The following is a 22,001-nucleotide window of genomic DNA, read 5'->3' as shown; positions in this document are numbered from 1 at the left end:
GCTTTCCCTCTTTCAATTTACTTCGCCATAATCAAACGATCGATTGGTAAATCAAACGTTTCTGGCTGCCAATTTTCAAAAATTTGTTCTTTAAAAACAAAACTGATCGTATCGCCTTGATAATTTGCTAAGTAGCGATCGTAATATCCGCCGCCAAAACCGATCCGGTATTTTTGATGCGTAAAACATAGACCAGGAACAATCAGCAAATCAATTTCTTCAGGCGTTGCAACAGCTTCAACCTCAGGTTCTTCGACACCAAATTTCGTCATCTGGTAACTCGTTTCTGGATCAACCCAATGAAAAACCATTTTTCCTTTAGGCAAAGATTTTGGAACAGCAATGTTTTTCCCAGACTCAAACGCTTTTTGAATTAATCTTTCTGTCGGAAATTCAATCGCTGTTGCTTTTGTAACACCAATTGTTTTGGCCTCTTTCCAAATCGCACTCTCAAAAAATTGATTATAGATTTGAGTGACTTGGTCTTGTCGCAATTCACTTTTTGACAATTCAACCAGTCGCTTGATCGCTTGTTGGCGTAATTTATCTTTTTCCACCCTATCACCTTCTTAGTAAAAAGAATAGCAAAGTCTGACCAAAATAAAAAGAGGATTACTCCCCTTTAAAAAAATCACTAACAATTTGACGTGCAATCATCAAACCACCAATCGCATTAAAGTGTAAATGATCGCCACTGTCATAATTAGAAATCAATCGACCATTCCCTTCAACAATAGCTGCAAAATCCCAGAGCTTTTGCTCATTATTTTCACGTAGCCATTGATTGATTGTTTGACGGACCGTTTCTTTGGTCGTATCCATTCCTGGATAACCTAAACATGGTGTCAACGTACAAAGTTGATAATCCACACCGCGTTCTACACAATAATCAATCAATCGTTGGACTGCTAGTTGAAAATGTTTTAGATCCAGTTCTCCATGGATCAAATCATTTGCCCCAAAAAAGATGATCACTTTTTTTACATTATGATGACTCTCTAAACATCTTTTTAAACGTGTAAAACTATCATGACCATAAAACAACTGATTCTTATCCGTTGACTGATCGTCACTGCTATCTTTCAATAAGAAGCTGCCATTGATTCCCTGATTGACCAAAAATAAATTATTCGATCTTAGTTTTCGTTGCAGCGGAGCTGTCCAAGTAGCCCCCTCGGTCAAAGAATCACCCAAAGCAATCAGACACTCTCCTTCGATATCGGCTTCGATCGCTAATAATCCTGTGCAAAAATCAGTATGTCCTTTTATCGGTAAAAAGTCAGCATCATTAAAAGCATAACCACTTTCCATCGGTCTCGCTTCAAATTTAATTTTCCATTTAGCAGCTTCAGAATCAATTAAAATAGCGGGCGTATAGTGGTATTTACCTGGATCAACAGAGAACGCACCAATTTGCTCAATCCATTCATTTGATTGAACCGTCAAAGCTTCGATCGATTGTCGCTGATGGCCGTATTCATTCACAAAAACTAATCGGATCTGTTCAACCGATAAAATTTGCTTAAAAGACAAATCAACTGTTCCATTGCCTTCACTATAATTCGCAATCCCACGTTGCGCGTGACTCCAAATCGTTGTCCAGACCATCTGCCATTACTCCAATCTATACACGTTTAAGTAATTGTAAAATAAAATAAGGAGCCCCAATCAATGATACGATGATCCCAGCAGCCATTTCGCCGCTAGGTAAAATTACTCGTGCGAATACATCACTGAATAATAATAAAACACCACCGATCAAAGCAGTCATCAATAATGTTTGATTATTTTTTCTACGTGTAATCTGACGCGCGATATGGGGAGCGATCAAGCCGATAAAACTGATACTACCGGCAATCGAAACACTTACGGCTGCTAGACAGACAGCACATGCTAAAAAGAATAATTGCGTTTTTTTTAGTTTTACGCCTAACCCGACGGCTACATCATCGCCCAATTCTAACACTTCAAGATAGCGTCCTCTAGACATCACTAAGGGTATCAAACAAACGATCCATGGTAGCAATAGAAAAACATGCTGCCAAGTTGTTCCCCAAATGGTTCCTGATAACCATGAAGTAACAAATTGATAATTGTCTTTCGAAACACGAATCGTTCCTAATAAAGTCAAAGCAGAGATGCCTGCATTGACTGCAACACCAGATAATAATAAACGATTGGGCGTGATCCGCTCAGATTGTCGACCAAAAAAATAGACTAATACTGTAGCTAAACAACTTCCTACACAAGCAATGAAAGGTAAGAGCCAACTGCTCTCTCCACTTGCGTAAAATCCCAAGTAAATCAAAACAGTCAGTCCTGCTCCGGCATTGATCCCTAGAATTCCTGGATCCGCTAAATCATTATGGGTGATCGTTTGAAAAATATAACCTGAAACAGCCAATCCCATACCGGCAAGAATTGAAACTAATAGCCGCGGAAAACGAAAATCAAAAACAATTAATTGCTGACTTCTACTTCCAGTCCCTTGAAAGACCTGCATTAGATCATAGAAAGACAATTTGTTTGTCCCAACAGTCAAACTTAAAAAAATCCCGATGATCATCAACAACAGCAAGCAAAGCCATCCGATTTTTTTTCTCATAAGCTTCCCTTCCTTATTTGTAAAAGTAAAAATGGTACACCGATGATCGTGATGATTACCCCAGTCGGAGTTTCAAGCGGTGGTGCTATTAGACGAGATACAACATCTGCTATCACAAAAAAGAGAGCGCCAAATACTGCGGAAGCTGGCACAACGTAACGGTAATCATGACCAACAAAATAGCGCACGATATGAGGAACGATCAAGCCTATAAAACTGATTGTTCCGACTAAAGACACCGCACTACCTGCCAGTAACAAGACACAAAACATACTGAGCCGTCGAATTCGATTTGGGTTTCGTCCTAGATTGAGAGCCGTCTCGTCTCCTAGACTTAATAGAGTGACTTGAGAACTTATCATGCATGATCCAATCAGACCGACAAGAACTAGTGGAGAGATAATCTTAATCTGTTCCCAAGTGATGTTACTTGTCCCCCCAACAAACCAAAAAGTTAACGATTGATTCAAATCAAACATCAAATTAATACTTTGACTAATAGCTGAGAAAAAGGCACTTAGTGCAGCCCCCAACAACACGATCCGAACAGGTGACAAACCAAAAGAGACCCGTGTTGATACTAAATAAATCAATAAGATCGCAACTAACGCGCCTAAAAATGATCCTGCTAAGCCAACAATTGGTGCCGGATTGGCTGTAAGTGCAAAAATTAATGCTAAACCTAAGCTAGCACCTGAATTGATTCCTAATAATCCTGAATCAGCGATTGGATTAGATGTAATGCCTTGCATCAAAGCTCCTGATACCGCAAAACCTGCACCAACTAGCACTGCTCCAATCATTCTGGGCAATCTTAAGTAACGAACTAATTGTTCCCCTTGATTGCTAGCATCAAAATGTAGTAAAGCATGGCTCACATCTGACCATTTACTGGTTACTGCTCCATAGCGTAACGAAAGAAGCATCACAACGACTAATCCTATAATCACAAGCGGAAAAAATAAATTTTTTTTCGTCATTCGTCAGCTCTCCTTTACCAAATCGTATGTCAGTACAATTGGTTTATCACTGTTTGGCAAAGTAGCAAAGGTTGCTTGGATATCAAAAAGATTCAGCAATTTATCAGCGGTAAAAATTTCTTTCGGAGTCCCTTGAAAAATCAATTCGCCTTTCTTCATTCCTAACAGATAATCAGAAAAACGCGAAGCATGGTTCAGGTCATGGATTGTCATCAAAATCGTTTTTCCTTGATGATTGATTTCTTGTAACAATTCCAAAATTTCTAATTGATGAGCTGGATCTAAAAACGTGATTGGCTCATCCAAAATCAAAATATCTGTATCCTGTGCCAAAGCCATCGCAATCCAAACTCTCTGTTGTTGCCCACCAGAAAGTGTCAGTAAAGTCCGTTGTTTTAATTTTGTCAGATTTGTTGCCTCTAAGGCCCACTGGATCAGCTGATGATCTTCTTCTTTCAAACCTGCAAAACCCTTTTGATAAGGAAAGCGTCCATAGGCTACGATTTCTTCAACTGTTAATCCATTCACTTGTGTAGTTGTCTGAGACAAGGATGCAATCTTTTGAGCGACAGTTTTTGTATCTAAGCGCTGAACGTTCTCGCCATCTATGTAAACATCACCTTTAGCCGGTTCTAAAATACGTGCTAAAGCTTTCAAAAAAGTGGATTTTCCACTTCCATTTGGTCCAATCAAACTAGTAATTTTCCCATCAGGAATCTCCACTGTAATATCATTCACAATAATCTTTTTGTCGTACCCAATTGAAAGATCACTTGTTTTCAATTTTGTCATCGATCTTCCTCATTTCTTTGATAATCGTTCTCAATTATCACCTTATTTTATCTTTACGTCAACTCAAATTTAATTAAAATTACTTATTGACAGGCTCTGGACTTTCAGCAATAATAACAATTGAGAAATGTTCTCAATTAACTTTAAAGGAGTTTTTTATGTTTAAGAAAATAATTTTAACGACCGTTTCAATGTTAACGCTTTTAAGTTTGGTGGCTTGTGGGCAAAGCGGCCAAACTAAAGATACATCAAGTGACGTGCGTACGTTAACAGATGCACAAGATCATAAAGTCGAAGTTCCTAAAAAACCAAAACGAATCATCGCTTCTTACTTAGAAGATTATTTAGTTGCCTTAGATGAAAAACCGGTTGCTCAATGGACCGTTGGTGAAGGAAAAATCCAACATTACTTGCAAGATAAGTTAGATGGCATTCCTACAATCAATTATGATCTTCCTTATGAAGACGTCTTAAAATTCGAACCCGACCTACTTTTAATTGGTTCTGATGGTACGTTAGAAGGCGGTAAATATAAAGAATATTCAAAAATCGCTCCTACCTATGTAGTCAAAAATGGTGATGGTGTGACTTGGCGTGAACAATTAGAAGATATCGCTAAAGTCCTAGGCAAAGAAGACAAAGCAAAAAAAGTTGAAACGGATTATGACGATTTAGTCAAACAAACAAAAACAGATTTAAAGGATAAGATTCAAGGAAAATCTGCTGCTGTATTATGGGTAACAAACAATTCTGCCTTCATGGTTGCGGATAATCGTTCCAGTGGTGAGTTGATCTATAAAGAGCTAGGCTTTGAAATTCCTGAATTAACTAAAGAAATCAGTGAAAAAGCTACCTCTGACTTCTCACAAGTCTCTTTAGAAAGTCTTTCACAACTAGATGCTGATTATTTATTCTTAGTCAACAGCGATACAGGGGCGGCTATGTTCAAAGACCCATTATGGAGCAATATTCCAGCAGTCAAAAACAACCATTTATATGAATTCGATGGCAATTCAAGTTGGTTGTATAACGGACCAATCGCCTATACTAAAATTGTTGAAAACATCAAGGACGTCCTTAAATAAAAAAGTCGTTTGACCAAGCCTTTCTTTTCAATAAGAAAGGCTTCAGTCAAACGACTTTATTTTTTACTTCGACGGCTTCTTGTAACTGGTTCTGTTGTTTTGGCTAAAAATTTTAATTGATAAGGTTCATGATAGCGAATCCCTTGTTTGACAAAATCCCCGCCAACAATGAATAACCCGATTGGATTTAGTGGTTCTGTTTGACGAATCATTCCGACTGTTTCTAAATCCCGATAATTTTTTCCGATTTGTAATTGATACGTCTGATCGTTGATCTGTTTGACATAGTAATAAGGATAAAGCGTATTTTCTTCAATTAAAAATCCTTCATGTTTTGTTAAATCATTCGTTGTGATTTCTTGTTTATCAATCAATGCTTGGATATTTTCAACCAATCTTAATTGATAATCTTCATTGAAATCCACAGAAATTTCTTTTGCATGTTCAAATAATTTTCTATTTTGTTTTGCTTGTTCGCTTTGAATATTAAAGGCATCATCCGGTAAATATTTAACAAACAATTGTGTGATATCTAATTTCAAGTTTTTATCTAAGAAATAGTAAAAGAAGTTTAGCACAGAAAAATAAATCAAAACGATAAAAACCAAACTATAAAGGAAAAATTGGAGATAATTTTGATTACTCCACAGACCATACACGATTCGTAAAACATAAAGTGTCGGCAAAATACTCAATAATGTATATGCCCGGTTCAAATATTTAGGACTGATATCTAAGAAACCTAAAAATTTATTTAAACCATTAATAATATCTAATAACAATGTCATTGGTTATCACCTGCTTTTGTTGCTTCCGCGCCATTTGTAGGCTGTTGTTGCGTAGCTACGGATTGCGATTCTTCGGTTGTTGATGATTCTTCACTAGATGATGTATCTGCATTGTCTGCAGAACTTTCTACTGTGCTAACAGCACGATTATCAGCATTATTGTCGTCGTTAGTGATTACCTCATCTTCACTAGTAGTTGGTTCTTCACTTATTATACTTGTCGAAGAATCGATTGTAGTATTTTCACTTGAAAGACTATCCGATCGCTGAGAAGAATCGTTCGTTTGTGATGTGACTGTTTCAGTTGTACTACTTGGCGTAGTGGAACTACGGTAACTTGAATGGTTAAACACACTCGTTGTCGTCGCGATCAAGATCGATACCGTTAGTAATGCGATTGGTTTTAAAATTGGTGGAACTTTACGCATCGAATTCTTCCTTTCTAAATAGATCATTTACTCTATTGATAGTTTTACCATTTGAAACTTATCTTTTGCTTAGGAATATATGAATTTTTTATGTAGTTTTAAAAAAAAGCCAGCATCCGCGAACGGACGCTGGCTTTTCAATGTAATTATTTTACTTCTTTATGCAAAGTAACTTTACGTTCGCGTGGGCAATATTTCATTTTTTCCAAACGATCTGGGTTGTTACGTTTGTTTTTATTTGTTAGGTAGTTACGTTCTTTACAAGAAGTACATTCTAAAGTGATGTTTACGCGCATGATTTTCCCTCCCTAGTAATAACGGTTTTTCCAAGATATTTCTCAGACTTTGATATCATATCATGTTTTTATCTTGTTGACTAGCTTTTTTGTAAAATTTGTTAAGTATATCTACTTGACGTTTTTATAATTGGGCTTCAATGTCTTTTGCGATCTCTTCTGGTTTTGTTTGCGATGCATAGCGTTTGATGACGTTTCCTTCACGATCGACTAAGAATTTTGTAAAATTCCATTTGACTGCTTTGTTAAGTAAACCACCTTGCGCACTCTTCAAATAGCTGTATAAAGGATCTTCATTCTCACCATTCACATCGATTTTGGCAAATGTTTGAAATGTCGTATGGTATTTCAACTGACAAAAGTCGGCTACTTCTTCATTTGAACCTGGAGCTTGATGGCCAAATTGATTACATGGAAAATCTAACACTTCAAATCCTTGTGCTTGATATTTTTCATATAAGTTTTGTAAGCCTTCGTACTGAGGTGTAAACCCGCATCCTGTTGCTGTGTTAACAATCAAAAGAACATTGCCTTTGTAATCTGCTATTGCCTTTTCATTGCCATCGATTGTCTTTACTTTAAAATCATATACTGTCATTGATTCCACTCCTCAAAAAAAACTAAGAAGCAAAAGCTCCTTAGTTTTATTGTACGCCATAAGTGTCAGCAAATGCATCAATTATCTCTTTTGCAATAGCCTTATTTTCATTGTCGTGTGCTTCGTCTAAGTTTGGAAGCATCACACTGATTGCAATTTGTGGATTGTTATACGGTGCATAAGCAACGATATTACTGTTGATCGTACTTTCTCCACCGTCTGCTACGGTTTCGGCTGTACCTGTTTTAGCTGCTGGATCTAATTTTGCTGAAGCAAGATCTCGGGCAGTCGTATTACCATCAGTACCATGGACGGCTTGATAGAAACCTTCTTTAATAATACCCATTTGATCTGAAGTAATATTTACTTGATTCAACTTGTTACCCGTGACTTCTTTTTCAAGACTGCCTAATCCGCCGCTGTCATTATTTCCATAGATTCCTTTGACTACATGTGGTGAGATCCGCGTTCCGCCGTTTGCGACTGTGGCTGCATATTGCGCCAGCTGCATCGGAGTATACGTATCATATTGTCCAAAAGATAAATCAAGCAGATTACCGCCGCCAGGACCATTTTCTTCACCAAAGTTGGTATTCTTGATCCCAGTTGATTCATTGGGTAAATCGATCCCTGTACTTACGCCCATACCGTATTCGGCAAAAGCATCACGTAATTTATTATAACTTTCTTTAGTTGAAGCACTTTCCGGCAAACTCATATTTTGTTGATAGGTAACACCTAGCATTCGTAAGACCAGTTCCATCATGTACGCATTAGATGACCATTCTAGCGCCTTAACTGTATTTAAAGGAATTTGATTTCCTAAGACCTGATTGTAGATTGATCCTTTAAGTGAAGTCCCTGCTAATTTGATTGGTTGATCTATCAATGTATCATTACCGGTGATAACACCTGTTTGATATCCCGCAGTAACAGTCCCGCCTTTGACAACTGAACCTGGTACAAAGGCATTTGTGATTGTTCCGAGTGCATTTTCAGTCAATGTTTTACTATTAGTGTCATGACTAAAACCAGCCATCGCATACACTTCACCATCATTTGGATTCATCGCAACCACGTAAGCACCGGGTGAGTATTTAGCCACGCCGCTGTCGACCATTTTTTGATAATGTGTTCGTAAAATATCTTCTACTTTTTGCTGGAATTCTGCATTGATCGTTAGAACAACATTCGAACCTTTTTCACCTTTTTTGACTTCAGTTTGTTTTTCGATATTTCCTTGTTGATTCAAAGTGACTTTATATTCACCTTTTTTCCCTTGCAAGACATCTTCATATTGTTTTTCTAGATAGCTTTTTCCGACACGGTCGTTGCTTGCATAGCCTTTTTTCAGTAAAGCTTCAGCTTCTTCAGCAGGCAAGCCTTCTTTTTCCGTCGTGATCGAACCTAAAATACTTCTTAATGATCCATCTAAATTGTCATTATATGAACGATCCCAGTCCGTTCCAGTGGAAACTCCTGGCAAATCTGCTGCCCGTTCAGCCACGACAGCCAATTCTTCATCTGTGACATTTTCATTTTTGACAAAAACCGTACTTAAAGCCGATGCACTATTCATACGTTTGAAAATCGTCGCAACTTTTAGCTGCTCATCGCTGAATTGGATTTCGCTATCTTTGACTTTATCGACTAGTTTTTGATATTCATCTGATGTATCAAGATTTTTTTCTTTAAACGATAACCGATCTTCGGCTTCTTTCAAATGATCGGCATCTGCTAACCAGAAATCTTTCTTATCACGGGTAGTTAGTGTGTCATCTGCTGGAACATCAATCAGTTTATTTAATTTTTCAGCTAATTTAAGGATGTCCTTGGCTGCCATTGAATTCCCTCGTGTAAAGGTAATTGCTGGATTCGCAGCATTATTGACTAATGCCGTTCCTTTTGCATCATAAATGACACCCCGTGGTGCGTTCTCTTTCACAGTGATGGTAGTTGAAGCTTTCATTTGCGATTTCATTTTGTCACCTTCTACGATCTGTAAATAGCCCAAACGTGAGACTAAGATAACAAATAAAGCAAAGATGACGAAGAATAGAATATTTAGCCGAAACGGCACGTGACTCTTGCTTTTGCTGCGGTCAGATTCGTCCGCCTTTTTTAAATGATCAAAAAATTTCTTTAATGGGTTCGTTGGTTTCATTCATCTGTTCCTTCCGTTCAACAGTTCTTTTTTTATTGTAGCCGAAAAAAGAATTTTTCAAAAGGATTATTCTTAGTTCCTTTACCATAGTTTAAACATTTTAATAATTTAAACCCTTTTCGTCTTCGCCAATGTTTCACAGTTTCATGATAAAAAATTTAGTTGACGGACATTTTCAAGCTAAAGCCTCGTTTTACAATTAAAGATTCACTCATTTATCGTGAAACATTTTAGCTATATAATTTCTGTGGAAAAACAGATTCTTAAAAAGGCTTTAACTACAACTTGGGTATATCTTTTTTTCCACAAGTTAAACTACAAAAAATTGAGGCAAAAGTAAATTTACTTTTGCCTCAATTTCAGTTTTTTATTGGCGACTCATGTTCGCAATGTCATCTTTGATTGCTTCGATAAACATGTTCAAATCTTGCGCTTCTTGCTCTTCGCTACCATAGCGACGAACATTGACTGAAGCACTTTCGACTTCTTTATCTCCAATAACCAATAGATAAGGAATTTTTTGTGTTTGTGCTTGACGGATCTTGTAACCTAATTTTTCATTACGGTCATCAACTTCTACACGAACACCTGCGCGGACTAAACGATCTTTTACTTCATAAGCATAATCTCCATGGTGTTCAGGTGAGACTGGTAAAATCGCAACTTGTTCTGGTGCTAACCAAGTTGGGAAAGCTCCTTTGTATTGTTCGATCAAGTAAGCAGTGAAACGTTCCATTGTTGAAACCACACTACGGTGAACTACGACTGGACGATGTTCTTTTCCGTCTTCCCCAATATATGTTAAGTCAAAACGTTCTGGTAATAAGAAGTCAAATTGGATCGTTGACAATGTTTCTTCTGTTCCTAATGCTGTCAATACTTGTACATCAAGTTTAGGACCGTAGAATGCAGCTTCGCCATCTGCTTCAAAGTAATCAAAACCAGATTCGTCCATTACTTCTTTTAATAAACCTTGAGATGTTTCCCACATTTCATCGTCATCAAAGTATTTTTCTGTATTTTCTGGATCGCGGTAGCTTAAACGGAAACGATAATCTTCAAAACCGAAGTCTTTGTATACTTCTAAAATCAAATCTAATGTACGACGGAATTCTTCTTTGATTTGATCCGGACGAACGAAGATATGTGCATCGTTCATTGTCATTTCACGCACACGTTGTAAGCCAGATAATGCGCCAGATTTTTCATAACGGTGATCCATTCCAAGTTCCGCTAAACGGATTGGTAATTCACGGTATGAATGAATGTGGTTTTTATAGATCATCATGTGGTGCGGGCAATTCATCGGACGTAATACTAATGATTCTTCACCATCACCCATATCCATGATTGGGAACATGTCTTCTTTATAATGATCCCAGTGGCCTGAAGTTTTGTATAAACTTGTATCAGCCAAGACTGGTGTATACACATGTTCATAACCCATTGAGATTTCTTTATCAACGATGTAACGTTCGATTGTGCGACGGATTGTTGCACCTTTTGGCAACCAGAATGGCAATCCTGAACCAACTTCTTGCGAAATCATGAATAGATCTAATTCTTTACCTAATTTACGATGATCACGTTCTTTTGCTTCTTCACGCATTTTCAAGAAATGATCTAAATCTGCTTGATTGAAGAAGGCTGTTCCATAAATACGTTGCATCATTTTGTTGTCTGAATTTCCGCGCCAGTAAGCACCTGCTACAGACAATAATTTAACGATTTTGATTTTTCCAGTTGATGGAACATGTGGTCCACGACATAAGTCAGTGAATTCACCTTGCGTATACGCTGTGATCACTTCGTCTTCAGGAAGATCGCTGATCAATTCAACTTTATAAGGATCATAGCTAAAGAAATCTAACGCTTCTTGACGGCTCATCACTTTACGTTCGATTGGTAAGTTTTCTTTGATAATTTTTTTCATTTCTTTTTCGATTGCTGGGAAATCTTCTTCACTTAATTGTTCTTCCCCATTATCAGTATCATAATAGAAACCAGAATCAATCGCTGGCCCTACACCAAAATGCATATTTGGGAATAAACGGCGGATTGCTTGTGCCATCAAGTGAGCACTTGAGTGACGAACAAGTGGCAATGCTTCCTCATCTTTATCGGTCACAATTTTCAATTCCGCATCTTCATCGATTGCACGATTTAAATCTTCTAACTGACCATTTACTACGACAGCTAATGCTTTTTTTGCTAATGAACTAGAAATGCTTTTTGCGATTTCTAACCCAGTAATGCCTTTATCAAATTCTTTTGTTGATCCATCTGGAAATGAAATTTTTACCATCCTGTAGTTCCCCCTTATGATTTTTGATCGATAATCAAGAAAGCTTCGCTAATCCTCAAAAATTAAGTATAAAAAAAGTCCTAGTACCGTAACGGTACTAGGACGAATAAACGTGGTTCCACCTAATCTTTGAGCAACTATTGTGCTCCTCACAAGCGATAACGGCGCTGTCCGCTCTTGCATTTGACAAGAGTCCTTCAGAAAGTGGTCATCCCTCGCGCTCATCTGGAAAAGTTTCAGCCATGCTTTCCCTCTCTTTTAAATAGCTTTCAAGTTCAGTTGTCTTTCTTCATCGATCAATTACAAACTCATTATAAACATGTATCAATTTAAAAAGCAAGTATAATATCAAATATTATCTCCACTTTCCACCTTGAGCATATTTTCCTTTTTGCATTTCATTAATGATCACATGAATATTTTCTTTAGGCGCACCTGCTGTTTTAGATACGACTTCAGTTACTTCTTTGACCATTTCTGTTAACTGTTCTTCGGTTCTTCCTTCAAGTAATTCAATATGAACAAATGGCATATCAATCGCTCCCTTGATCTTAAATTTAATTCTCCTAATTTTATCACAAGTAAGCATAAAAGAACCACTTGTTATTTAGCTATTTTGAATTCTATGATAGATACATTCCCACTCCAGGGCCTAACGGTAATTTGAAGACGTAAAAGGCAATGAACAACAGCACCCAAGTTATGAACAAGACGATAACGTGCGGTAGCATCAATGCAATAATACTTCCCACATCGGTCTTCTTATCATATTTTGCTGCAAAGGTTACGATCAAAGCGAAATATGGAAGCAATGGTGTAATAACATTGATTGGGGAATCTGCCACACGGTAAGCTGCTAATACTGCTTCTGGCGCGATACCCAATTGGTACAATAATGGAACGAAAATTGGCGTTAAGATCGCAAATTTTGGTACTGCTCTGACTAAAATAATATCTAATCCAGCAATCAATAGAATGAAGCAAAGTAACAATGCTAGACCACTCATTTGTAAGCCTTCAATAAAATCAGCAGCATTTACTGCCAATACAGTTCCTAAGTTAGTAAAGTTGAAGTAAGCAATAAATTGGCTGATGATCAATAGTAAGAAAATCATTCCGCTTAGATTTCCGAATACTTTAATGATCGGATTAACGACATCTAAACTTGATTTGATTTTACCCATTGCTCGACCATAAAAAATTGACGGCACTAGTGCTACTAACATAATGATCGTGATCAAGCTATCCATAAATGGTGTTGAACCAATGATATTTCCAGTTTCTGCATGACGTAATGGTGCGCCACTTGGTAATGTCACCATCATGATGATCGCTGTTAATCCTAGTAAGCCGATCAATGCCCAGCGTAAACCTTTTGCTTCGTCTGCATTATCTTCTTCAGGGAAAAGATCTTTATCCGATTTATATACCCCAAGTCGAGGTTCAATAATTTTTTCATTTACTAATGTACAAACAATAACTACTAAAACGGTTGAAGCAATCGAAAAGAACATGTTGGAAACTAAATCGACTGTATACGTAGGGTTTACAGTATGAACTGCTTCATTCAAAATTTCCGTCAACATCCCATCGATTGGTGTGATGATGATATTTACACCAAATCCAGCTGATACCCCAGCAAATGCTGCAGATAAACCAGCAATCGGATGGCGTCCGACTTTGTAGAAAACAGCTGCTCCTAAAGGAATCAATACTAGATACCCTGCATCAGAAGCAATACTTGAAAGTACTCCGATAAATACTAGGACACTTGTCATCATGGCTTTAGGTACAACTTTGACCAACTTGTGGATCAAAGCACTGATCAAACCAACTTCCTCAGCAAAACCAACTCCGACCATCGCTACTAACGTCACACCCAACGCATTAAAACTCATGAAATTAGCAACCGTCGACGTAAACATGAAACGAATTCCTTCGGCACTCAATAAACTTTCGACTGCCATCGTTGTCATTTCTGCATTATTTGTTTCAGCATTCAATGTTTCAAATGTCGCTTGAGCCCCAATTGAAGCAAAAATATGTGACAAAACAACCACCAACAAAATCAAAATAAGGAAAATAATTGAGGGATGCGGAACTTTGTTCCCGATTCGTTCGATCGTATTCAGCATCTTGTCAATTCGCGTATGCGGCTTAGCACCTTTTTTCTCTCGTTCTAAGTCTAGCTTCTGATCCATTTTAATAGACCTCCCATAAAAAATGATTTCGATCAGTTGTTTTTCTGCCGGGCCCTTGGCATTTATCAAACAACTAATCTAAGTGTTTTTAAATAACAAACTTGAAAACACTTACTTATATATCCAAAATAACAACATAACTCATCAGTGTCAATATTAATTTTAAAGTTTTTTTATAAATCTAATGATTAAATATTCTGAAAATACTGATAAAAAGTGCATTTTAATAATATTAAGCGAATTTAAGATCGACTAAAAAATCAATAATTATTAATTTTAATTAGAATAAAATAAAATTATTAGATTTATTATAATAGTCCGAAAATTATATAAATAACATTACATATCGTTGATTGGAATAGACCTACTTGCATTTAAAATTTGGCATCACATTTAAAAAGACTATAAAATCAACCTTTTATTCTTTTTTCAAAATTCAACTTAATTGAAACCCTTTCTAAATAGACGTTATTTTAAATTGGTCAACAAACGTAGTACCTTCCATCTTTTTATGAAAGCACTCAATATTTTCATATTTATGGATATTTACTTGCTTTGTAAAAATAGATAATTCCATCTTTTTGCTTCCAGCCACTCTTGTGTGCTATACTATTATGCTGTTAAAAACAATGAATGGTAGAAAAAGGAGGATGCTCAATGAACGCAAGAGAATACGAACAAGAGCACGTCCAACAGACAAGCGCTTTGATCCAACAAGAACTAACTTTTTTGGATCGTCAAAAACAAGAAACAAAAACAAAGTTTGATACTAATATGCGTGAAAATGCTGAACAAAAAATCCAAGCTGGTTCTTTTGAAGCATTAGCAGATACAATGGCAGAAACTCGCCAGCATGAAACTGAATTATTGATGCGTTATCAAACCTTAGCATCTCAAGAAAAACGTCAAAAAGTATTACGTTTGATGGAAGAAAACCCCTATTTTGCACGTATTGATTTCAAAGAAGATCAAGAATCTGAAACACTTTATTTAGGGATCGCCTCGCTGCGTGATACCCAAGAAGAAACGATCGTGATTGACTGGCGTGCACCCATCGCCAACCTTTATTACGAAGGCACATTAGGCCAAACATCTTATGAGGCTCATGATGCGATCATTCCGATTGAATTATTATTGAAACGCCAATTTAAGATTCGCGAAGGAAATATCCTTTCGATGGTCGATACATCCGAAGCGATCAATGATGATTTCTTATTAGAGATCTTAGATGAAGCATCTTCTAATCATATGAAAAATATCGTGGCGACAATTCAGCGTTCGCAAAATGAAATTATCCGTGATACAAGAAGCAAAGTTTTAGTTGTTGAAGGAATCGCCGGCAGCGGTAAGACTTCTGCTCTTTTACAACGTGTGGCTTATTTGCTCTATCACAATCGTAAATGGTTGGAAAATGACCAAGTACTATTATTCTCGCCTAACCATATTTTTTCTGATTATATCTCGACTGTCTTACCTTCACTTGGTGAGAGCGGCATTCCAACAGAAACGTTTAAAACTTTTTTAGCGGCCTTGTTACCGAATTATCAGATCCATACCGAAGAAAGTCATGAAGAAGTCTTCCTATCTGGTCAAGATGATCGTGTCCTTAGAGCAAAAAGCAGCTTTTTGATTGTTCAAGAATTGTATAAATACATTGAGCGAATCACTGGCTTTGGCCCATTGTTCCGCGATTTGAAATTAAAAGATAAAGTTCTGATTTCTAAAAAACAAATCCGTACTTGGTATCAAGAGGCTAATCCTGAATTACCCATGTATCAACGGATGCAATTATTGCAAACAAAACTGTTGAAAAAACTTGGTGGTTTAGAAAAAGATGAAATGAAAAAGGATTGGGCAAAGAAAGCTGCTGATGATTTAGTTGATGCTGTCTTTGTCAATAATCCAGATATGGAAGATTCCGAAAAAGCTGAAAGACGTCTACGTCGTCAAATGACTCAAAAAGTCGTCCGTAAAAAAATGCGTCCGTTACGTCGCCAAATCAATCGTTTCGGTTTTGTTAATTACGCTAAACAATATCTTCACTTTTTACAAAATGTACCGACTAGTCTATTAACACATTATCAATTGACAGAAGAAAATTGGAAAACTATGCTAGAAGAACTGATGGCTGACTTCAAGCGGAAAGATCTTAGTTTAGAAGATGGAACGCTTTTATTTCTCTTAATGAAGTCGATCCACCCAATGGATGTTCAACAAAAAGCGCGCTTTATCTTCATTGATGAAATGCAAGATTTTTCACCCGCTCAAGTAGCTTTATTGAGACATCTCTATCCAAAAGCAACCTATACTTTATGTGGAGATTTGAATCAAAAAGTCTTTGGTAATGAAAGTATGGTTCATTCTTTAGCGCAAATTTTCCCAGATGAATCATTGACACATTTTGAATTGACTACTAGCTATCGTTCAACCGAAGAGATCACGAATTTTGCCAATCAGTTCTTAACGCAAGAAAATCGAGTAGAATTGACTGCCCGCGTTGGCGATTTGCCAAGTATTTATTACACGAATGATACCCGTCAAATGATCGATGGTTTGATTCGTGAAATCGATGAGACAAAAGAAGCCGCTCGTTACTGGCGGACTGCGATTATCGCTAAGACCGTTGAAGAATGTCAGGCTTTATATGATCAATTATCGGCTGAACAAAAAGATCAAGTACAGTTGCTGACCGATGAAGAAGATTTCATGAAAAAGAATTTGATCATCATTCCGACTTATTTAGCAAAAGGATTAGAATTTGATCGTGTCTTCGCCTGGAATATTTCACCCGAAAATTACTATACTGAGCAAGACAAATTGATCCTCTACACTGTATGTACACGAGCAATGCACGAATTAAATCTATTAGTAATCGGAAAACAAAGTCCGCTATTAGATACCATTCCTGAAACACTATACCAAACAAAAACAATTTAAAAAAAGACCAGCCAAAAATTGGCTGGTCTTTTTTGATGATTATTAGTCCTCTAATTCAACGTTGTGATAAATTTGTTGTACGTCTTCTAATTCATCTAAAACATCGATCATTTTTTCAAATTTTTCTAAATCTTCACCAGTTAAAGTGATTTCGTTTTGTGGGATCATTTGCATTTCAGCAACAGAGAATTCTGTGATACCTTTTTCTTTCAATGCTTCTTGGATCGCATTGAAATCTTCAGGTTCGCCATAGACGATGATTTGACCCTCTTCTTCTACAACATCACGCACATCAATCTCTTTATCCATCAAGTATTCTAAGATCTCATCTGCATCTTCACCAGCAAAACCAAATAAAGCTGTGTGATCGAACATATACGCAACCGCACCAGAGACACCCATGTTTCCGCCATTTTTACCAAATGCGGCACGAACATCTGAAGCTGTACGGTTCACATTGTTTGTCAAGGCATCCACGATGACCATTGATCCGTTTGGTCCGAAACCTTCATAACGTAATTCTTGGAATGTTTCATCGCCAGAACCTTTTGCTTTTTCGATTGCACGATCAATGATATGTTTTGGAACATTATACGTTTTAGCACGTTCAATAACGAAACGTAATTTTTGATTTGCATGCGGATCAGGTTCTCCTGATTTTGCCGCTGCATAAATCTCGATCCCAAATTTAGCGTAAATTTTACTATTGTTTGCATCTTTCGCAGTCTTCTTAGCTACGATATTTGCCCATTTACGTCCCATGTTTTCACTTCTCTTTCGTTAATTTCATACTTTCCCATTATAACGACTCCGACAAACTTTGCAAAGTATTTTTTATAATCGAATCGGAAATCGGCCGATTGTTTGCTCTCTCGGATGCACTAATTGATAAATTTGGTCTGCGCGATAAGTTAGAAAATGCTGTTCTTTTTCTTTTTGTCCGATTTTAGCAGCCACAGGCAATGCGAATTGCTTTTTCTTCTGGTTTAAATAATGTTGCCCTTTTTCAGTGAATCCTAAGATATGGAGCATCGTCTGTTCTTGTTCAGTCTTTATTTCTAACAAACTGACTTGCAACAATAAATAAGTTAACAATCGCTGCAATCGCGGTTTTGTATAGCGCTTAGTACTGATCAAATCGATATATTCAGCAAAATCATTCGCATTGGCTGCTACTAAACGATGCTCTAATCCTTCTGCCATCTGATAAATCCCCTGCATTCTTTCCAATGGCAATGCCCGCAACTGATAATTTAAATACGGCCAAAAATCTTCCCAAGATATCTGAGTTTCAGCTAATTCCATGGCTGTCTGCTTAGGTACAAATGATGAAATCGACTGATTTTTAAAAACGGCTTGGCGAATTCCCGTTGCACTGGCAAATTGATCTTTAATCAACGCTTCATCATGATAACCTTGATCTTTTCGCACAAGCGGATAGATATCCATCGGCCGTTCATAAGTTGCATTTTCTTTCGCATAACTCAATCCTAAGATATGATTTGGCGGAAATGCTTGCGTTCCTGGGTACAATCTAGATACAGCTTCAGCCATTTTTTCAGGATAACTCCAGCCAATCGGCAATTCATGAAATAATTGGTCAATCGCTGATTTTTTTTCAATAAAGAAACGTCCATAATCAGCATAATCAAAGGACTCTCCACCATCAGTCCCAAAACACAACGCATCACACATTAATGCTTGCAATAGCTTGATGCTTCCCTTAGCAAAATAATCTGCTGATTGGACTGCCCAAGCAAAAGGGAGTTCTACGACTAAATCGACGCCATTTTCCAAAGCCGCTTGAGCGCGCGACCACTTATCAACGATCGCAGGCTCTCCACGTTGGAGAAAGTTTCCGCTCATCACAGCAACAACAACATCCGCGCCGCTCAACTCACGAGCTTTCTGAGCGTGATACTTATGCCCATTATGAAATGGATTGTATTCTACAACAATGCCGCAACTACGCATATATTTCCTCCTAAAAATTGATAAATAAAAAACCGAGATTGCTCTCGGCTATTTTTTACAGACAAAAAACCAACGTTTGCTTGTTTCATTAGGTGCTTGATCTGTGAAATCAGCAAAAATTTCAGTTTCAAATCCAGCTGTTTCCAACATTTTTTGATACGTTGGTAACGGATAGGTCCGTTCTTGATGCAATTCATCCACTCGTTCAAACAATTCATCTTCACGCTTAACAAAGAAAGTTAAAAAATGTTCGATACTGTGTGGAAGTTCTCCCGCATAGCTGTCCCATAAGAAAGCAAACTCTTCTGTTTGTTCATTAAAACTATATTCTGTGAAAACTTCATCGACTTGGTATGTCGAATGAACATCAAAAATGAACGTTCCTGATTTTTCTAAAAGTTCGTATACACCATTGAAAACTTGTTGGACTTGTTCTGGTGTTTGCATATAGCATAATGAATCTGAAAAACAAGTAACTGCTTGATACTGACCTAAATCAGTTAGATCTAGCATATCCCCTGCTACCCAATTAATTGAAACATCTTCTTCGATGCTCCGATTACTAGCCAAGGTCAACATTTCCTCTGATAAATCTAAACCAGTCACGTCGTACCCTGCTTTAGCAAATTCTACCGCTAAAGCTCCGGTACCACAGGCCAATTCAAAAATCTGATTAGTATCCTTGGGTAAATGATGAATGGAAAAATCTAACCATTGTTGATACAACGAATCATCCATTACTTCGTCATAAACGAAAGCAAATGTTTCGTACGCCATTAGTCGATCCAAGCCTCGATATTTTCAAGCGGTGCATCAGACCATAATTTTTCTAGATTATAGAATTCACGTTCTGAAGGGCTGAATACATGAACGATTAGGTCTCCAAGATCGATCAAGACCCATTTTCCGCCATCTTTACCTTCTACACGTTTGACTGTCACTTGATGTTCTTCTTCTTTATCAACGATTTCGTCAACAATGGCGTTGATTTGACGATCTGAATTTGCTGAACAGATCATGAAATAATCCGCTAATAATGATACTTGTGTTACATCTAAAGCCACAACGTCTACTGCTCGTTTTGAATCGGCTGCCTTAACAGCGATTTCCAACATTTTTTTACTATCTATGATAATTCTCCTCCTTGATTGTACTACCATGTTTCATTCTATTCTTCTCTACTGACACTGTACAGTGTCGTTAGTATTTATAAGACTTATTTAAAAAATCACTACTCAATTCCAGCAACCCAGCGATTATATGTTTCGATCGTCTTAGGATAGACTAGCGTTTCACTTTCAATCAGATGCGCTAAAGTGTGTTTTGTTTCAAATGCTACCGCTTGATCCAAATCACTAAAAGCAATCACTCGTGCATCTTCAACTCCAGGAAAATTTCTTCCAGGCTCAATATAATCCGCTACATAAATAATTTTATCCAGCAAATTCATTTCAGCTGCACCTGTAGTGTGCAAGCGAATGGCAGTTAAGATTTCTTCATCAGTAATCTCCAATTCACGAGCTACAAAATCCGCCCCGACTACGCCATGCCAAATCGCATTGCCATATTTTAACAACTCCGATTTATTCGAATAATCTCCTTGCTCGATTGCAAGTTGAAATTCTTCATCTGAACGTTCTTTTGCATAATCATGAGTCAAGGCAGCAATACTCGCTTTTTCTGGTGAAGCATCAAATCGTTCTGCTAATGCTACAGCAGTTTCTTCTACGCCTAAGATATGCTTGAATCTTTTTTCGCTCATACGCATTTGAACAGCTTGCATCAAAGCTTCCCGTTTTAATGATGTGTATACTTTACTGTAATTCATCAAGATACAACCCTTCCTCCATAATATATTCTCGGACTCGATCTGGAACAAGGTAACGGATCGAACACCCTTGTTTGACTTGTTTACGGATATAGGTAGAAGACAATTGTATCTCAGGAACATCAACCCAAATAATCGGATAAGGGCTCTCAAGCTCATAACCAGCGCGTTTCACACCAACAAAATTTACGAGTTGTACTAATTCATCGATTCGATGCCATTTCGGAAGATAGGCAACTTCATCGCCACCAATAATAAAATAATATTCTGTATCAGGATTTTCAGCTGTCATCTCTACCATCGTATCGATCGTATAACTTTTGCCTTTACGGGTGAACTCTCTCGTATCTACCGATAAAAATGAATTATCTTCAATCGCTAGTTTCACCATCGCTAAACGGTCTTTACTATCGATTGTTTTCTTTTCATCCACATGGGGTGGAAGATAACTTGGTAACAGATGCACTTCATCAAATCCCATTTTTTGACCCACTTGTTCGGCAATCATTAAATGCGCATTATGGATTGGATTGAAATTACCACCTAGTAGTCCGACCTGCTTTTTAGGCATTGAGGTCTCTACCATTGGTTCAACTTTTGGAATTGTTAAGCAATCTTGAAACAACCGTTATCCCTCCTTTTGATAAACCTAGAACTTAAATCGCTTTGACTTCTTTTGAAATTCGTTGATATTTTTCTTTGCTTGATGGTTTATATAAAACCAATACACGACCGATGATTTGAACCACGTCACAATGAACATTTTTTTCAATTACTTGTGCGACATCATCAGCGATTTCATCAGTATTTTGTAATAAATTGATCTTGATCAATTCACGTTTTTCTAACGCTTCTGCGATTTGGACTAAAACAGCATCATTGATTCCATTTTTTCCGATTTGAAAAATCGGTTGTAAATGGTGTGCCTTGCTTCGTAAAAAACGTTTTTGTTTTCCTCTTAATTCCATTAATAGTCTCCTTTTTTAAACGATAGCCTGCTTAAACAGCCATCTCATCAAC

22 protein-coding genes are annotated in these 22,001 nt (G+C 37.3%); 2 read left to right on the top strand and 20 right to left on the bottom strand.

Features of this window, described 5'->3' with window-relative positions; translation table 11 throughout:
* Nucleotides 1-17: 17 nt before the first annotated feature.
* The 5 genes from ACQKTA_RS01445 to ACQKTA_RS01425 are packed head-to-tail and all read right to left on the bottom strand — an operon-like array spanning nt 18 to nt 4,377.
* The gene (locus ACQKTA_RS01445; protein WP_427813921.1) at nt 18-557 is read right to left on the bottom strand and encodes a 5-formyltetrahydrofolate cyclo-ligase; all 540 of its coding nucleotides are present in this window, start codon (nt 555-557) and stop codon (nt 18-20) included.
* Nucleotides 558-612: 55 nt separating this feature from the next.
* Nucleotides 613-1,608: a GDSL-type esterase/lipase family protein gene (locus tag ACQKTA_RS01440; RefSeq protein WP_427813920.1), complete on the bottom strand. Its 996-nt coding sequence runs from the start codon at nt 1,606-1,608 to the stop codon at nt 613-615.
* 16 nt (nt 1,609-1,624) lie between these two features.
* The gene (locus tag ACQKTA_RS01435; RefSeq protein WP_427813919.1) at nt 1,625-2,605 is read right to left on the bottom strand and encodes a FecCD family ABC transporter permease; all 981 of its coding nucleotides are present in this window, start codon (nt 2,603-2,605) and stop codon (nt 1,625-1,627) included.
* Nucleotides 2,602-3,585, bottom strand: coding sequence for a FecCD family ABC transporter permease (locus tag ACQKTA_RS01430; RefSeq protein ID WP_332653408.1), 984 nt, complete (start codon nt 3,583-3,585; stop codon nt 2,602-2,604). The genes ACQKTA_RS01435 and ACQKTA_RS01430 overlap by 4 nt, the downstream gene beginning before the upstream one ends.
* A 3-nt stretch (nt 3,586-3,588) precedes the next feature.
* Nucleotides 3,589-4,377, bottom strand: a complete 789-nt coding sequence (locus ACQKTA_RS01425) for an ABC transporter ATP-binding protein (RefSeq protein ID WP_332580352.1) — start codon at nt 4,375-4,377, stop codon at nt 3,589-3,591.
* 158 nt (nt 4,378-4,535) lie between these two features.
* Here ACQKTA_RS01425 and ACQKTA_RS01420 point away from each other — a divergent pair, with 158 nt between their 5' ends.
* Complete coding sequence (locus ACQKTA_RS01420) at nt 4,536-5,462, top strand: ABC transporter substrate-binding protein (RefSeq protein ID WP_427813918.1); 927 nt, start codon at nt 4,536-4,538, stop codon at nt 5,460-5,462.
* A gap of 56 nt (nt 5,463-5,518) precedes the next feature.
* Here ACQKTA_RS01420 and ACQKTA_RS01415 read toward each other — a convergent pair whose 3' ends face one another.
* The 8 genes from ACQKTA_RS01415 to ACQKTA_RS01380 form a co-directional block, all read right to left on the bottom strand.
* Complete coding sequence (locus ACQKTA_RS01415; protein WP_427813917.1) at nt 5,519-6,250, bottom strand: DUF6681 family protein; 732 nt, start codon at nt 6,248-6,250, stop codon at nt 5,519-5,521.
* Nucleotides 6,247-6,678 carry a hypothetical protein gene (locus tag ACQKTA_RS01410; protein ID WP_427813916.1) on the bottom strand — a complete coding sequence of 144 codons (432 nt, stop codon included), beginning with the start codon at nt 6,676-6,678 and terminating at the stop codon, nt 6,247-6,249. The genes ACQKTA_RS01415 and ACQKTA_RS01410 overlap by 4 nt, the downstream gene beginning before the upstream one ends.
* 146 nt (nt 6,679-6,824) lie before the next feature.
* Nucleotides 6,825-6,974 (bottom strand): 50S ribosomal protein L33, encoded by a 150-nt coding sequence (rpmG, locus tag ACQKTA_RS01405; protein WP_010740369.1) that lies wholly within the window; start codon nt 6,972-6,974, stop codon nt 6,825-6,827.
* Between the two features lie 124 nt (nt 6,975-7,098).
* Entirely contained in the window at nt 7,099-7,572 is a 474-nt protein-coding gene (locus tag ACQKTA_RS01400) for a glutathione peroxidase (RefSeq protein WP_427813915.1), read from the bottom strand.
* A gap of 46 nt (nt 7,573-7,618) precedes the next feature.
* Nucleotides 7,619-9,736, bottom strand: coding sequence for a penicillin-binding transpeptidase domain-containing protein (locus tag ACQKTA_RS01395; protein ID WP_427813914.1), 2,118 nt, complete (start codon nt 9,734-9,736; stop codon nt 7,619-7,621).
* A gap of 367 nt (nt 9,737-10,103) precedes the next feature.
* Nucleotides 10,104-12,041: a threonine--tRNA ligase gene (thrS, locus tag ACQKTA_RS01390; RefSeq protein ID WP_427813913.1), complete on the bottom strand. Its 1,938-nt coding sequence runs from the start codon at nt 12,039-12,041 to the stop codon at nt 10,104-10,106.
* Between the two features lie 355 nt (nt 12,042-12,396).
* Nucleotides 12,397-12,573 carry a 2-hydroxymuconate tautomerase gene (locus ACQKTA_RS01385; RefSeq protein ID WP_332580359.1) on the bottom strand — a complete coding sequence of 59 codons (177 nt, stop codon included), beginning with the start codon at nt 12,571-12,573 and terminating at the stop codon, nt 12,397-12,399.
* Nucleotides 12,574-12,664: 91 nt separating this feature from the next.
* On the bottom strand, nt 12,665-14,242 hold the full coding sequence (locus ACQKTA_RS01380; RefSeq protein ID WP_427813912.1) for an AbgT family transporter: 1,578 nt from the start codon (nt 14,240-14,242) through the stop codon (nt 12,665-12,667).
* Between the two features lie 657 nt (nt 14,243-14,899).
* Here ACQKTA_RS01380 and helD point away from each other — a divergent pair.
* Nucleotides 14,900-17,179, top strand: a complete 2,280-nt coding sequence (gene helD, locus ACQKTA_RS01375) for an RNA polymerase recycling motor HelD (protein WP_427813911.1) — start codon at nt 14,900-14,902, stop codon at nt 17,177-17,179.
* 42 nt (nt 17,180-17,221) lie between these two features.
* Here the strand turns inward: helD and ACQKTA_RS01370 are convergent, their stop codons facing one another.
* The 7 genes from ACQKTA_RS01370 to yhbY form a co-directional block, all read right to left on the bottom strand.
* The gene (locus ACQKTA_RS01370; protein WP_427813910.1) at nt 17,222-17,941 is read right to left on the bottom strand and encodes a YebC/PmpR family DNA-binding transcriptional regulator; all 720 of its coding nucleotides are present in this window, start codon (nt 17,939-17,941) and stop codon (nt 17,222-17,224) included.
* Nucleotides 17,942-18,013: 72 nt separating this feature from the next.
* The gene (locus ACQKTA_RS01365; protein ID WP_427813909.1) at nt 18,014-19,153 is read right to left on the bottom strand and encodes a nucleotidyltransferase; all 1,140 of its coding nucleotides are present in this window, start codon (nt 19,151-19,153) and stop codon (nt 18,014-18,016) included.
* A gap of 48 nt (nt 19,154-19,201) precedes the next feature.
* Nucleotides 19,202-19,930, bottom strand: a complete 729-nt coding sequence (locus ACQKTA_RS01360) for a class I SAM-dependent DNA methyltransferase (protein ID WP_427813908.1) — start codon at nt 19,928-19,930, stop codon at nt 19,202-19,204.
* On the bottom strand, nt 19,930-20,286 hold the full coding sequence (rsfS, locus tag ACQKTA_RS01355; RefSeq protein ID WP_427814492.1) for a ribosome silencing factor: 357 nt from the start codon (nt 20,284-20,286) through the stop codon (nt 19,930-19,932). The genes ACQKTA_RS01360 and rsfS overlap by 1 nt, the downstream gene beginning before the upstream one ends.
* A gap of 98 nt (nt 20,287-20,384) precedes the next feature.
* A complete protein-coding gene (yqeK, locus tag ACQKTA_RS01350) occupies nt 20,385-20,981 on the bottom strand; it encodes a bis(5'-nucleosyl)-tetraphosphatase (symmetrical) YqeK (RefSeq protein ID WP_427813907.1) in 597 nt (198 codons plus the stop codon).
* Nucleotides 20,968-21,567: a nicotinate-nucleotide adenylyltransferase gene (locus ACQKTA_RS01345; protein WP_332580399.1), complete on the bottom strand. Its 600-nt coding sequence runs from the start codon at nt 21,565-21,567 to the stop codon at nt 20,968-20,970. The genes yqeK and ACQKTA_RS01345 overlap by 14 nt, the downstream gene beginning before the upstream one ends.
* Before the next feature lie 70 nt (nt 21,568-21,637).
* Nucleotides 21,638-21,949, bottom strand: coding sequence for a ribosome assembly RNA-binding protein YhbY (gene yhbY, locus ACQKTA_RS01340; RefSeq protein WP_332580366.1), 312 nt, complete (start codon nt 21,947-21,949; stop codon nt 21,638-21,640).
* Nucleotides 21,950-22,001 lie beyond the last annotated feature (52 nt).

Origin of the sequence: Enterococcus sp. 22-H-5-01 (assembly GCF_050310005.1) — a bacterium.
Classification (GTDB): domain Bacteria; phylum Bacillota; class Bacilli; order Lactobacillales; family Enterococcaceae; genus Enterococcus_A; species Enterococcus_A hailinensis.
This window is presented reverse-complemented; position numbering and strand designations above follow the sequence as displayed.